Source organism: Microbacterium sp. MPKO10 (genome assembly GCF_026107415.2).
Classification (GTDB): Bacteria; Actinomycetota; Actinomycetes; order Actinomycetales; family Microbacteriaceae; genus Paramicrobacterium.
Window position 1 is genome coordinate 25,276 of the sequence record NZ_JAPCHX010000005.1, and the last position, 13,425, is coordinate 38,700.

Consider the following 13,425-nt stretch of genomic DNA (forward strand, 5'->3'; position numbering starts at 1 on the left):
ATGAAGACTGATCAGGATCAGCGGCCGGCTCACTCGATTTCGAGGTCGAGCACCTTCATGATCTCGTCCGGCGCGGCCTGCATCGGGTGCGGTCCGGCGATATCGAAGAACACGGTCTCGATCGCCTCGCCGTGCGTGCGCAAGAAGGTATGCAGCCAGAGTCCGTTTTGCAGCCCGACGAACGGCGGAAGCGATGCCGGCTTGTTCTTCGCGTCGGAGAACAGCAGCAGCGCCAGTCTTCCGGTCTCCGGCTGCCGGAACGTCCACACCTCGCCAGCATCCGTTGGCTTGTCTGGCTGACCGGGCTTCATGAGCGGAACGACCATGTGATCGTTGCGCAGCGCAAAGGCGACAGCAGCCATGTCCTGCTTCTCGAGGGCATCGGCGAGCACCTGGGAACGGAACGCCGGCTGATTCTTCTTCGGGGGCTTCTTGGCCATGCTTCTAGTGTCTCAGGTCGGTCAGCGTCGCAGGTTGGTCAGCGTCGCAGGTCGGTCAGCGTCTCAGATGGGCGCCTGCCTCACAGGAGTAAGCGCCACAGTTGGGAACGCACGTCAGACCCAAGGTTCCCACCGATCAATAGAGTGCGAACTGCGCGGTCTTGTCAGATTCGATGCCGGCGACGGATGTCGTCAGGTGATACGAGGCACCGTCTGCGGGAACCGGATCGCGCTTCTCCGCATCACACGTGTCGGGGTTGCTGCGCGTGCGGTCCCACTCGATCGCCGGCTCCGAAGTCAGCGACTTTCCGGCCTCGATCGTGGTCTCGGCGTTGGTCGGCTCAACCTGGCAATCGGTTGAGGTCCAGTAGGTGTCTTTGCCGCTCGTGATGGTGAACACCTGTTGCGAGGTTCCGACGTCGATGGTGCAGGGCACATCGCCCACGTTCGTGATGGTCAGGCTTAGCTTCGGCAGCTCCCCAGAGGCGTAAGACTTTTTGTCCGTCTCTGCGGTGACCTCGACGTTGTCTTCCGTGCATTCGACGGGCTCGTCCGATTTCTTGGAGTCATCCGCCGCTTCCGTCGCCTTCGGCTTCGTCGTCTCTGACTGTGATGTGCCTGACTTCTGTTCATCGGCACCAGACGAAGAGCCGGGGCGCCAGACCAAAAGCACAATGATGGCAATGACCGCGATCAGCCCGGCGAGCACCCACAGGCGCCGCTTGATGTAGACGCTGCGGGGCAGACGACCGTGAGGACCCTGATTCGTCGACATGCCCTCATGGTAGGTGCGATAATCCCGGATGCTGTCGCGCCACGCGCGCGTCGAGAAGCCTTTCAGGCACCAGATCAGCCGTTCTGCGCGCACTGACGCGCGGAGGGAGCGCGTCTCCCTCCGCGCATCAGTGTTTGGCGACCCGTTACGAGCGGTCGGCCGTTCTGCGTGCGCGGTTCTGCCTGCGCCCGAGCGATCTCACACATCGGCGCTCAGCGCGCCGCCTGATTCCGTTCCGTGGAGACTTCCCGTTCAATTTTGACAAGGACACTTGACAACCCTGTTAGCTGTTTCCATACTTAGAGAGACAAGGAAACTTGACAGATACGCAGACGCACACAAGACGGAGAAGACTCGGACGTGACCAGATGCTGACCAAAGCGACGGCTTCCCGTAGACGGCAACGAAGACGGTCAGCGTTTGTAGCTTTGTCCGTAATCAGCGCACGAGACCTTATTCGGAATCCGCAGACGGGATTCGCGCTGCTCTTCATGTTCGGCTTCTATCTCCTAGTCATCGTCGCAATCGAAGCGAGCTTCACGATGAACAGGCCGGAACCTGTCGTAGCCGTCGTTGCGGTGCCCGGAGCCGAGGCGTCGTCTTTCCTCGATATCCTTGAAAACAACGGGATCGACGCGTCGATGAGCGAGTCAGAAAGACCGCTGACCGGTGGCGTGAACGCTGTCGTGACCATGAACGCAGACAAGGCATCAGTGATTCTTGAGGCCGAAAAGTCGCCAGGGTGGCAAGACATCTGGCACAGCTTGCGCGTTTCGGGCTACATGGGGTCCGAGATCACAGTTGTGGACACTGTCGGCGACCATAAGACAGATTTCCTTCGCCATAACCTCGGCACTGCCCTCGCTCTAGGATTCATGGCAATCGCTTTTATTGGCACCGCCGTTCCCCTGGTGTCGATGCGAGAGCGAGGGATCCTTCGCCTCTTTGGCACCACCCCATTGCCGCGCGCAAGTCTGCTCGCTTCTCAGCTGCCCATTAAAATGGTACTCGGGCTGGCCGAGGCGGCACTTGTCATTGGAATCGCACTTTCGCTCAATTACGTCGACGCCATTCATACGGGCCGGTTGTTCCTGACGATGCTGCTGAGCCTCACGATGTTGCTCGCGTTCGGCTTGCTCTTTGCAACGCGCTCGCGAAGTGCTGAGGCAACACAGCAGACAATGGCTATGCTCCCGATCTTGCTGATCGCACCCGCGGGCGGAGTATTCCCCCTCGATGATCTCCCGACCTTCCTCATCGTCATCTGCAATATGTTTCCAACGACGTGGGTCGTCGCTGCGATCAGCGCTGACATTGCAGATATTGAGGCCTTCACGAGCCTCCCGATTCTCTGGCTGCTCATGCTCGCCGTTTCGGCAGTCGTATTCTTCGTCGCGAGTCGACGATTCCAGTGGGACCAAGGCGATATCAGATGATCACAATTCAGTTTTCCGAGACAGTATCCGTTCCCCTCGCAATCACGACTGGAGAAGAAAATGGGTAAGGCTCATCAACGAGAACAGGCTCAGGGAGATCGCGCGGTTACGCGCCGTTACCTGCTTGAACTCGCGCCTGGAATCGTCGGATTTCTCGCTCTCTTCCTGGCGATCACAACCTGGGGGGACCTCGAGAGCGGAAAACCGTGGAACTTCATCTTGGCGGTGTCCCCGATCGTTCCCATTCTCTGGATGATCGTCGCAGTCGTCAGGCATGTGCGCAGAATTGACGAATTCCAACAGATTCTCATACTGCAGAGTTTTGCACTCGGATTCGGCGTGGCAATGCTCACAGCGCTGGCAATCGCGTTGATCGGAATGACCGGCATCGTTGTCATCGGCACCGAGTGGTACGTCTTCATCCTCGGGATGACGGCGTGGCTTACGGGCAGCATATGGGCCAACAGACGATGAAGAACCACCTCCGCCAAATTCGAGAGTCACGGGGATGGACTCAGGGGGCGCTCGCGGATCTCCTCGGAGTGTCCCGGCAGACGGTCAATGCTCTGGAGACGGGAAAGTACGATCCCTCCCTTCCGCTTGCATTTCGTATTTCACACGTCTTCGAGCAGCCCATTGAGTCGATCTTCCTTCCGTCCCCGGAGGATCTGCCGCCGAATGGAGGACGTCGATGATCGACAATGGCAAAGACCAGGGGAACGTCGAAGATCACGTGGCGGGCGCTCACGCGGACACCACCGTCATCACAGTTGACAAGCTCGTCAAGAGTTACAACGGTACGGATGTGCTCTCAGGAATAGACCTCAATGTTCAACGCGGCGAGATCTTTGGGCTTCTTGGTCCCAACGGAGCGGGCAAGACTACCACTCTGGAATGCGTCGTTGGCCTACGGGCGCCGACTTCAGGCACTGTCAGAGTTTTCGGGCTCAATCCGGCGAAGGCCCGCGCCGAAATAACGTCCCGAGTGTCCGTTCAGCCACAATCAGCAAGTCTGTTTGAGACTCTCACTGTGGGTGAGACTCTTCGCCTTTTCGCCTCTTTTTACGCGAACCCGCGCGACTGGAGAGAGGTCATCGATGAAGTCGGCCTTAGCCATCAAGGTGCAGTCCGGACGAAACACCTCTCCGGCGGCCAGAATCGACGTCTCCTCATCGGAATCGCGCTCATGTCCCAACCCGAGGTCGTTGTGTTAGATGAACCGTCAGCTGGACTCGACCCCGCCGCGCGCCAAAACCTTTGGGGGACAATCACTGGTCTCAGTGCCGCAGGAACAACCATCGTTCTTTCCACGCATCATATGGATGAAGCGACATCGCTGTGTCACCGCGTGGGGATTCTTGTATCGGGAAAGATCGTTGCCCTCGGCACCCCGGAGGAACTCATCCGGCAGCGCAACGCAGACACGACAGTCTCTTTCACAGTTCCGGCAAGGACAGATCAAAAGATCTTAAAGGGCCTCGGCCCTGATGGAGCCGTTCGCATTGACGAGACCAGCGGTGAGTGGCGGGTCCATGTCCGAACTGAAACTCCCGATGACCTGGTGCGATCGATAGCCTTCAACCTCGCAATCGAGGCCAGTGATTACGACATTCGGAGGGGGAGCCTCGAGGATCTCTTCATCGAGCTCGCAGATGAAGGCTCGCCGACCAACGCAGACTCTGATTCTCCTGAACCAGTATGAACGCGATCGATCGGCTTTTGGGGCGACAGCGGCGCTTACTCTCTACCCGAGGTCAGTTTTACGAAGTGAGCGCCGCGAGCGCGAAGGAATTGCTTCGAAGCAGTCGGTCCGTGTTCACCATGATTGTCATGTTTGCCGTCATTCTCGTCATCACTCTGAGTCTGACTGGCCTTGTGAGCAGCACTTCATCAGGTCCAGGACCCGCTCTGAACGGTGGTCTGAGTCTGTCACTCACGATGGGGTTTATGGCGATAGCTTTCGTCGGCACGACTGTGCCACTCGTGTCGTACCGTGGCCGAGGCACCTTGCGGCTCTTAGGCACGACGCCATTGCGACGTCTCCTGTTCGTCCTCGCCCAAGCGCCTGTCAGGTTCGGCATTGCCGCGGGAGAGTTCTTTATCGTCGCCGCTTGCGCAGTCGCATTCGGTCACGTCGGGGCCCCGGCTTTCGCGCGTCTCGCGGTCACCGCGACGATTGGATTCGCGATGTTGATGAGCTTCGCGTTCCTTCTTGCGTCACGGATGAGCGATTCAGATTTCGTCTCTATCGTCAGCAGCCTTCTCCCGCTGATCGCCATCCTCAGTTCTGGGTCTTTCATTCACGACATTGTGCCCAGAGCCGTACAAATTCTTGTGAACTATGTACCGACAACGTGGTTCATTCGCGCGCTTGATGCCGATTTGAATGGCACCCATTCGCCACTGAGTGTTCCGGTTCTGTGGAGTCTGATGGCAGGAACCGCCGCCCTCACGATCGTGCTCACGTCGGTGATCTTCAACTGGGATCAAGGAGACCGCGACTGACAGACACCTCAGCTTCGCCACGCCGACAGCTCGACTGCTCAGACTGTGAGCCGACAGAAATCAAAAAGTGTGGCGCGGAGAGAATTCAATCCGCTCCGCGCCACACATCCTGACCTACGAGCGGTCGGCCGTTCTGCGTGCGCGATAGCGGCTGACGCCGAACGCCGCGCCACCTAGCGTCATCAGGCCAAGCGCGATCAGCGCGAACGGCAGCAGCTCTGACGCTTCTGCTCCCGTGCGCGGCAGATCATCCGACGCGTTGGCCGCGCCGTCACCACCGCCCGCACCTTCTGCCGCGGTGATCGTGATGTCCTGCCACCCGATCACGTCGCCGTTCGCGTCGAGCACCACGATGCGGTGCTCGCCCGCAGGAACGTCATCGGGGATCGTGACCTCAACATTCCCGTCTGCATCGACCTGCACCCAGCCGTCGGACAGCTGGATCGGCGTCGAGTACAGCCACACCGAGACCCACTCGCCCGCGCGGTCGGCGCCGACGTTGATCGTGATGGTGTCACCCGCTTGCGCCTCGTCGACGGTCTCGATGCCACCTGCGGCAGCATCCGGTATGTCGGTCTCATCGACCGGAGCGGGCTCCTCGCCCGGCTTCTCGGTGCCTGGGCCCTCTCCGCCGCTGCCGGCGGCCACGGTCACCGGAATCGTGACGACGGTCCCGGTCTCCGTCCCCGTCAGTGTGAGCGTGTAGTCGCCCTCAGCATCGGACGGAACATCCACCTGCACAGCAGCAGCACCATCGGACACCGTTGCTGTGCCGATCTCGTCACCGTCGAGCGCAATCGTCAGCTCAGTCTCCGTGGGGACGCCGCGGGACGTGAGGTTGAGCTTCGACAGCTGCAGCTCGAATGACGAGCCCGCTTCGACCGGCTCGGTCGGGAAACCCTCCACGGCAACAGCACGGCGGTCGTAGCTCGGCGAGACCGGGCTGTTCGCCTCGATGTAATCCATCCATGCGTCGCGGTCGACGAGGCCGGAGTCCTTCGTGTCCGTGCCCTCGGTGAAGACGTGGAAGTTGTCTCCGCCGTCGAGCAGGAAGCTGAAGGAGCCGATGCGGTAGTCGCGGTCCATGTCGAGCGGTTCACCGTTGACCGTCACCGATGTGATGTGGTTGTCCATCTCGGCTGTCGGGTCGTAGGTGTAGGTCACGTTGTTCGACAGGCCGAGCTGCAGATACGGGCGGCTTGGGATGTCGCCGTTCTCATCACGCTGCCACTGCTGTTCGAGCATCGTCCTGACCTGTTCACCCGTGAGGGTTGTGGTCCAGAGGTTGTTGACGAACGGCAGAATCGCGTTCGCCTCGGCGACCGTGACCTCGCCCGCGAACATCTCGGCGCGCAGACCGCCGGGGTTCACGACGCCGATCTCGGCCCCACCCAGCTCGTCCGACTTCAGTGTGTCGAGCATCGCGTCAGCGACGAAATTGCCGAGTGTTGACTCGCTGGAACGGTCATCGCGCACGCTCTCGCCCTTGTCGTCTTCGTAGTACGCGGTGGTGATGTCGGCTGTGGCTTCGCCAAGCACGACGCTGCCGGTCTTCTCAGCCTGAGCGAGCGCCGCCTTGGTTGTGGCGTCGACTGCCTTGACACGGTCGTAGGTATTGATCAGCTCATCGCGCAGCGCCTTCTTGTTCGCAGCCGTCTCTTCATCAGTCGCACCCTCTTCGGCTTCTTTACGCGGCGTGTTCCCGTATTTTTCAACTGTCACATCATGCGTCGCATGGTCGTAGGTGAGCACGATCTGGCCGATATTCTCGCCGTAGCTTCCAGTCTGCACGATGGGCCGGCCTTCATACGACCACGCGTACTCCTTGTGCGTGTGCCCCGTGAAGATCGCGTCGACCGCGGCATCCGTCTTCTCCACGATGTCGGCAAACGCACCGCCTGCGTCGATCTCCTCTTGCAGAGTCGCGCCCTCCGGCGTTCCCGCCGACGCGCCCTCGTGGTACTCGGCCACGATCACATCGGCTTCACCGTTCGCCTCGTCACCGTCACTCAGCTGCTCCGCCACGCGGTTCACCGCTTTGACGGGATCACCGAACTCGAGTCCCTCGATGCCGGACTTCGACACCAGCGACGGAACTTCCTGCGTGACAGCACCGATGATGCCGACGGAGATCCCGTCAACCTCGATGATCGTGTACTCGTCGAGCACAGGGTTCTCGGTGCCCTCCTCGTACACATTCGCACCGAGGTACGGGAAGTTGGCCTCGTCGCTGACGCGCCCCGTGAGGTCGTCGATTCCTTTGTCGAGCTCGTGGTTTCCGACAGCGGATGCGGCGAGCTCCAGATTGTTCAGTACGTCGATCGTGGGTTGGTCGTCGGCAGACGACGACGCATAGTTCGACGCACCGATGTTGTCACCGGCCGAGAGGAAGATCGGGTTGGCGGCGCTCTCGCGCAACTCCTCGATCGTTCCCGCGAACGTGACGGTGTTGTCGTCGATGCGACCGTGGAAATCGTTGATGTTGATGAGGTTGATCGTCGTCGATCCTTCATCTGCTGCGGTGGCCGAGATCGCGGTGAGTGGGGCCAAGGCAAGCCCCATCAACGCACCGACCGCGGTCAGACGCCTTGTTCGGCGTGTGAGTGGCATCTTTACTCTCCTGGTTTCTTGATGGTGTGCCCGGGGCGGGCGGGGCAGCGGCGGGCATGCGCAGCACGCCCGCCGCAACGGGTCAGAGGTGTCGGCGTCGGCGTGCGATAAGCGCGGCCCCTCCCAACGCCATCAGCAGCAGAGCGACAACGAGCGCGGGCAGAGCCTCGGTGCCGGTCCACGGCAAGTCACCGGATGCTGCATCAGAAGCGTCAGTGACGGTCACGGCCTGCCAGCCGATGACGTCGCCGGATTCCGTGACGACAGCCACCTGGTGTTCGCCGAGCGGCGCGTCAGCAGGGACGCTGATGGAAACCGTTCCGTCGTCGGCCACCACGACGTAGCCGTCGCTCAGCAGCACCGGGTCGGAGTGCAGCCACACGGCGACAGGCCCCGAGACCTCCCCCTCGACCGTCACGGAATACGTCTCGCCGCGCGCGAGGGTGCTGGGGAGGTTGATCCCGCCCTCAAGCTCGGCTGTGAGATCGGAATCATCAACGGGCGTCGGCTCACCAGCATCCTGATCGCCACCGGGGTTGTCACCGTCGCCCGGTTCTTCGCCCTCACCGTCACCGGCGCTCGTGGCGATGCCGACGAGCATCGGGTCGTGGTCGCTCGCGCGGTACACGTCGTCGGCGTAAAGGTTTGTGACGTTGTAGTTGTACCGCGAGTATTCCAGTGCCACCGACTCGACCGAGTTGATGTTCCAGATGTCCTGACCGGTCACCGCGGCGTCGGCGGCAGGCGAAGCGAAGATGTAGTCGAGCGAACCGACGGCACCTCCGTAGTTGTAGGTGTATTCGCCCGTCTTCGCACCCTGGTCGACGTAGCCGGCGTTCAGGATCGTCGTGATCGGGTCCTCGGCCGCATACGAGTTGAAGTCACCGACGAGGAACACCTTGTCGGTGTCGTGGCTCGCGGCGAATTCGTCGGCGAAGTCCACGAGCGCCTCGGCCTGGCGCGTACGGTCGCCGTTGAAGCCGCCGATGCCGTCGCCCGCGTCGCAGTTGTCATCCCCCGGCTCGGCCTTCTCACACTCGTCGGCGCTTCCCTTGGACTTCAGGTGGTTCGAGATCACGACGAACGTGTCGTCGGCATCCCCACCCACGGGTGTGAATGCCTGCGCGTCTGGCTCGCGAGCGTTGTCGAAGGCGTCCGAGCCGATGAGGATCTGCGCCTCGCCCACGAGTTCGACGGTCGCCGGCTTGTAAATGAACGCTGTGCGGATGACGTCTTCGTTCTCTGGCAGCTCGGCGGGCGAGGGCACAAACGCCCACACATCGCTTCCCGCCGCCTCGTTCAGGGCGTCGACAAGCACGCTCAGCGCGTAGTCACGGTCGTCCTTGCCCGCCGCGAGCGAGTTCTCGATCTCCTCGAGCGAGACCACGTCGGCGTCGAGAGCGTTGATCGCCGCGACGATCTTCGCCTGCTGGCGTTCGAGGTTCTCGGCATCCGCGGCCCCGCGCACCTGGCAGTCCGCGGGGCTCGAATCGCGCACCGTGATGGGGTTGCCGTCGCGGTCTGTGTAGAAGGAGGTGCATCCGGGCCGCTGGTCACCCGTGGTCGCGAAGTAATTCAGAACGTTGAACGTGCCAAGCTTCACATCCCCACCCACGTCCTGCGGCGCGGCCTCGCGGGTGTTCTCGAAGGTGACCGGCTGGTCAGTGTCGCCGGTCACCACGTGCGTGGGCTGGAATTTCCACGTGCTGAACCGGTAGTCGAGCACGACCGGGTCGGTGAACGTCACAGCGGCGCCGACACGCACCGGGTTCTCGAGCGAGAGGTACGGCAGCGGTGTGTCGGAGTTCGCGGGATTCGTGTAGTCGGCGGTCGACGCGTCATCGAGCGTTACGCCCTCTGCCTCGGCACGATCGACCTCCGCCTGGTAGGCCGGGGTTCCCGGCAGGCCGCTGACTGTCGGGTTCACAAGGGGTGAATCGGATGCTGCCAGGGCGATCTCGCCGTAGCGGTTCGCCTCGTAGACCTCCGTCACCGTGTAGTCACCCTGCGGGGCCACGAGCATCCCCTCGAAGAGCTCGCGCTCAGCGTCGGTTGCGGGGAATGCCACCTGCGCGGGCTCCGGCGCGACAGCATCCGCGTTCTCGTCGACGGTGATGTCGCTCGCGTCGGTGATGCTGATCTGCGTCAACCCGTAGAACTCGTCGGCGATGCCGTTGATGGTCACCGCATCTCCCACTTCGACGGTGAGGGGGATGTCGTCGGTGTAGACGAAGATGCCATCACTCGCGGTGTGCGTTGCGGCATCGATCTCTCCCCCGGTGCCTGCCGTCTGCAGGCAGAAGCCGTCGAATCCGCCCTCGGGATACGCGGCGGTGACCATGCCGGTCGTGGTGACGGGCTCGCCCTTGTATTCGGTGCTCCACCCCGTACCCTGGATCTCCGCGATCGTGAGCTTCTGGCTCGGTCCGATGGGCCCGGGCGGCTCTTCTTCTTCATCGTCGTCGCCCACCGTCATGCTGCCGGTGCCCTGAGGCGTAATGTCGGCGGTCAGCGTGAAGTCGTCGGCGTTATTGTCGGTGTCGGCCCCATCGGTGCGGGCGTTCGAGCGAACGTCCTGGTTGCTTTCGGGAGACACGGCAGCTGCGCCCTCGAAGGTGTTCGATGTGCCGTATCCCAGGGCGTCGACGATGCCGTCAGTCCCCGCGATGTCGCCGACCGCGGGCGAGATCTTCTCTGTGCCGTCAACGAGTAGGATCGTGCCGTTCGTTCCGCTCGGGTTGAGGGATCCGTCTGCCTTGACGTTGACGTTTGTCAGGGCGTCGCCGTCGTCTCCGTTGCTCCCGCCCGAGATCAGGTAGTAGCCCCCGGCACCGATCTCGCCGGTCAGCTCAACCACGTTGCTCGTTGAGCCCACGTTGGCCGCTGGTCGATACTGCAGTGTCATGCCGTCGAGCGCGATGGCAGCATCCGTCGGGTTGTAAAGCTCGACGAATTTGTTCTCAAACGCCGCTCCCGCGCTGCCGCCCGACAGATATGCCTCGTTGATCACCACCCCAGTCGCATCGGGTGCTGCCGCGGCTGGGAGCGCGGCAAGTGGAGCACAAGCAAGCCCGAGAAGGGCGGATGCTGTCACGATCACACGTGGCCGCACGGTGGTTGTTGTCACAGAGGTGTCTCCTCGCCAAATGTCGTGGCGCACCTCGCTCGGGCGCGCCGATGCGCCATGGTGCCCGCACTGCCGGGTGACGCCGTCGTCACGCTAGGAGGTACGGGTGTCGTTCACACAGCAGGCTGGTAAACAACTGACTACAAGCTACGGGTCGGCACCGACATTGCGGCAGGTTCAGGCACATGCGCAAAGCTTTGCGGTGCTCGTGCTCACATGAGCACCGCTACCCACGAACGTCTGGCCGCACGGGTGAATGGGACGGCTCAGTGACGGTGCGATCGACGGCGATCCTGCTCTGACAGAGCCGGTGTGATGCCCTGAAGACACGGCGCAGGAAGACGAACCGGGCCCTCGGCCGCGCGGCGTGCCCGGCGCGCGTCAGAGTATGCGCAGCATCCGGGTGTTGCCGAGTGTGTTGGGCTTCACCCGTGCGAGGTCGAGGAACTCCGCGACACCTTCATCAGATGAGCGAACGAGCTCGGCATAGACATCCGGATTGACGATGTCTTCGCCGATCGGGGCGTACCCGTGGCGCGTGAAGAAGTCCACTTCGAACGTCAGGCAGAACAGCCGTTTGAGGCCGAGCGTCCGTGCGTCTTCCTGAAGCGTGTCGAGCAGTGCGTGGCCAACGCCTGTGCCCAGCCATGGTTCGGCCACGGCGAGTGTGCGGACTTCGCCGAGGTCTTCCCACATCACGTGCAGCGCGCCGCAGCCGATGACCTCGCCGTCGCTGGTCTCGGCGATGCGGAACTCCTGAACGGCCTCATAGAAGACGACGCGATCTTTGCCGAGCAGAATGCGCTCTTGCACGAGGGGCTCGATGAGCTGCTGGATGCGCGGCACATCGGCCGTACGCGCCCACCGCACGTTGATCTGGGCCATCAGCTGCGCTCTCCACTCCCCGGGAGCCACACACCCGGTCGGCCAAAAGCATAGCCCCGGCTCTCTGCGAGGCGCATGAGCGGCACGCCTTGGCGACCAAGTCACGCTATCGTTCTTGTATGCGCCTCGGGGTTCTCGACGTCGGTTCCAACACCGTTCACCTGCTGATCGTCGACGCCCATCCCGGTGCGCACCCGCAGCCGATGGCGAGTCACAAATCCGTGCTGCGTCTCATGCGCTATCTCGCGCCCGACGGGGCGATCACAGACGAGGGGGTCGACGCGATCGTCTCGGCAGTGTCGGGGGCGGTCGAGCTGGCCGAGCGAAGCACCCTCGACGGGTTCCTCCCGATGGCAACGTCGGCGATCCGCGAGGCGAAGAACGGCCCCGAGGTGCTGAGCCTTGTCACCGAGCGGACCGGCGTCGAACTGCAGGTGCTGTCGGGCGAAGACGAGGCGAAGCTCACGTTCCTTGCGGTGCGCCGCTGGTACGGGTGGTCGGCGGGCAACATCCTCCTTTTCGATATCGGGGGCGGCTCGCTCGAGATCTCCATGGGTGAAGACGAGTACCCCACGGTCGGTCTCAGTGTTCCGCTCGGTGCGGGCCGGTCGACTATCGCCTTCCTTCCCGACGATCCGCCTCTGCCCGAGCAGCAGGACGAACTGCGCCAGCACGCCCGCGGCATCCTGGAACATGCGCGCGAGGACTTCGCCGAGCTGCCTCCCCCGTCACACATCGTCGGATCGTCGAAGACCATCCGGTCCCTCGCCCGCCTGGCGGGATCCGTGCGCGATGGGGTCGGCGACAGCGACCGGATGCTGCTGCGTCGCAGCCAGCTCGACGACTGGGTTCCCCGGCTCGCACGTCTGCCCGCAGCATCCCGGCCCGAGCTTCCGGGCATCACACTCGATCGCACGTTCCAGATCGTGGCGGGCGGCATCGTTCTCTCTGAGACGATGCGAGCTTTCAACGTGAAGGAGCTCGATGTCTCGCCGTGGGCGATGCGCGAGGGTGTGCTGTTGCGCTATCTCGACCACCTGGACTGAGCTGCGTCCACACGCACGCACGTCGTGGAGAGCCCGGCCACGCCTGCGCAACACACACGTCGAGGATGCCGGTTTCCGCGGCATCCTCGACGTCCCCGTGTGAGCGGGGCTGAACAGTGCTGCGATCTCAGCGGCACGACACTCAGCTCGCCCGCGTCGCCGCTGTCACCGCCTTGACAATCGTTGCCTCGACGGTCGGCGTCCAGTCGGGGATCGCCCACGAGACCGGCCAGATCTCACCATCGTCGAGCTGCGCGGCGTCCTGAAACTCGAGCGTCGCGTAACGGGTCTTGAACTTACCCGCGTGCTTGAACGTGACGACGACCTTGCCCGCATCGTTCGCATACGCGGGCATTCCGTACCAGGTCTTCGGCGAAAGCCCGGGCGTAGTCTCGATGATCGTCGCGTGCACGCGTTCGGCGAGCTCGCGATCGTGCTGCGGCATCGCCGCAATCGCGTCGAGCACCGCCTGCAGGTCGTCTGCCTTCTTCGCACCCTTCTTGCCTTCGGCGCGCAGCTCCGCAGCTCGTGTCTTCATCGCTGCTCGCTCGGCTGCGGTGAATCCCCCGGCGGACGCCGCTGTGTTCGTTGCCATGATGTC

General features: G+C 62.5%; 12 protein-coding genes. 6 read left to right on the plus strand and 6 right to left on the minus strand.

Annotated features, from left to right (window positions below):
* Window positions 1-29: 29 nt before the first annotated feature.
* Window positions 30-440 carry an SseB family protein gene (locus OK352_RS11145; protein WP_265141559.1) on the minus strand — a complete coding sequence of 137 codons (411 nt, stop codon included), beginning with the start codon at window positions 438-440 and terminating at the stop codon, window positions 30-32.
* Between the two features lie 136 nt (window positions 441-576).
* Window positions 577-1,215 carry a hypothetical protein gene (locus OK352_RS11150; RefSeq protein ID WP_265141560.1) on the minus strand — a complete coding sequence of 213 codons (639 nt, stop codon included), beginning with the start codon at window positions 1,213-1,215 and terminating at the stop codon, window positions 577-579.
* A 428-nt stretch (window positions 1,216-1,643) separates the two neighbouring features.
* On the opposite strand from OK352_RS11150, the gene OK352_RS11155 reads away from it, so the two are divergent.
* Genes OK352_RS11155 through OK352_RS11175 form a run of 5 tightly spaced genes read left to right on the plus strand, consistent with a single transcriptional unit; the run spans window position 1,644 to window position 5,156 of the window.
* The gene (locus OK352_RS11155) at window positions 1,644-2,651 is read left to right on the plus strand and encodes an ABC transporter permease (RefSeq protein WP_265141561.1); all 1,008 of its coding nucleotides are present in this window, start codon (window positions 1,644-1,646) and stop codon (window positions 2,649-2,651) included.
* Between the two features lie 60 nt (window positions 2,652-2,711).
* On the plus strand, window positions 2,712-3,125 hold the full coding sequence (locus OK352_RS11160) for a hypothetical protein (RefSeq protein ID WP_265141562.1): 414 nt from the start codon (window positions 2,712-2,714) through the stop codon (window positions 3,123-3,125).
* Window positions 3,122-3,346, plus strand: coding sequence for a helix-turn-helix transcriptional regulator (locus OK352_RS11165; protein ID WP_265141563.1), 225 nt, complete (start codon window positions 3,122-3,124; stop codon window positions 3,344-3,346). Before OK352_RS11160 ends, OK352_RS11165 begins: the two co-directional genes overlap by 4 nt.
* Window positions 3,343-4,353, plus strand: coding sequence for an ABC transporter ATP-binding protein (locus tag OK352_RS11170; RefSeq protein WP_265141564.1), 1,011 nt, complete (start codon window positions 3,343-3,345; stop codon window positions 4,351-4,353). The genes OK352_RS11165 and OK352_RS11170 overlap by 4 nt, the downstream gene beginning before the upstream one ends.
* Entirely contained in the window at window positions 4,350-5,156 is an 807-nt protein-coding gene (locus OK352_RS11175) for an ABC transporter permease (RefSeq protein ID WP_265141565.1), read from the plus strand. The genes OK352_RS11170 and OK352_RS11175 overlap by 4 nt, the downstream gene beginning before the upstream one ends.
* Window positions 5,157-5,270: 114 nt before the next feature.
* On the opposite strand, the gene OK352_RS11180 is transcribed toward OK352_RS11175, so the two are convergent.
* The 3 genes from OK352_RS11180 to OK352_RS11190 all read right to left on the minus strand — a co-directional run bounded on the left by OK352_RS11180 (window position 5,271) and on the right by OK352_RS11190 (window position 11,778).
* Entirely contained in the window at window positions 5,271-7,766 is a 2,496-nt protein-coding gene (locus OK352_RS11180) for a bifunctional metallophosphatase/5'-nucleotidase (RefSeq protein WP_265141566.1), read from the minus strand.
* Window positions 7,767-7,848: 82 nt separating this feature from the next.
* Window positions 7,849-10,893, minus strand: a complete 3,045-nt coding sequence (locus tag OK352_RS11185) for an ExeM/NucH family extracellular endonuclease (RefSeq protein ID WP_265141567.1) — start codon at window positions 10,891-10,893, stop codon at window positions 7,849-7,851.
* 381 nt (window positions 10,894-11,274) lie between these two features.
* A complete protein-coding gene (locus OK352_RS11190; protein ID WP_265141568.1) occupies window positions 11,275-11,778 on the minus strand; it encodes an amino-acid N-acetyltransferase in 504 nt (167 codons plus the stop codon).
* A gap of 119 nt (window positions 11,779-11,897) precedes the next feature.
* Between OK352_RS11190 and OK352_RS11195 the strand changes: the two genes are divergently transcribed.
* Complete coding sequence (locus tag OK352_RS11195; RefSeq protein ID WP_265141569.1) at window positions 11,898-12,824, plus strand: Ppx/GppA family phosphatase; 927 nt, start codon at window positions 11,898-11,900, stop codon at window positions 12,822-12,824.
* A gap of 142 nt (window positions 12,825-12,966) precedes the next feature.
* Here OK352_RS11195 and OK352_RS11200 read toward each other — a convergent pair whose 3' ends face one another.
* Window positions 12,967-13,419 carry an iron chaperone gene (locus tag OK352_RS11200; RefSeq protein WP_265141570.1) on the minus strand — a complete coding sequence of 151 codons (453 nt, stop codon included), beginning with the start codon at window positions 13,417-13,419 and terminating at the stop codon, window positions 12,967-12,969.
* Window positions 13,420-13,425 lie beyond the last annotated feature (6 nt).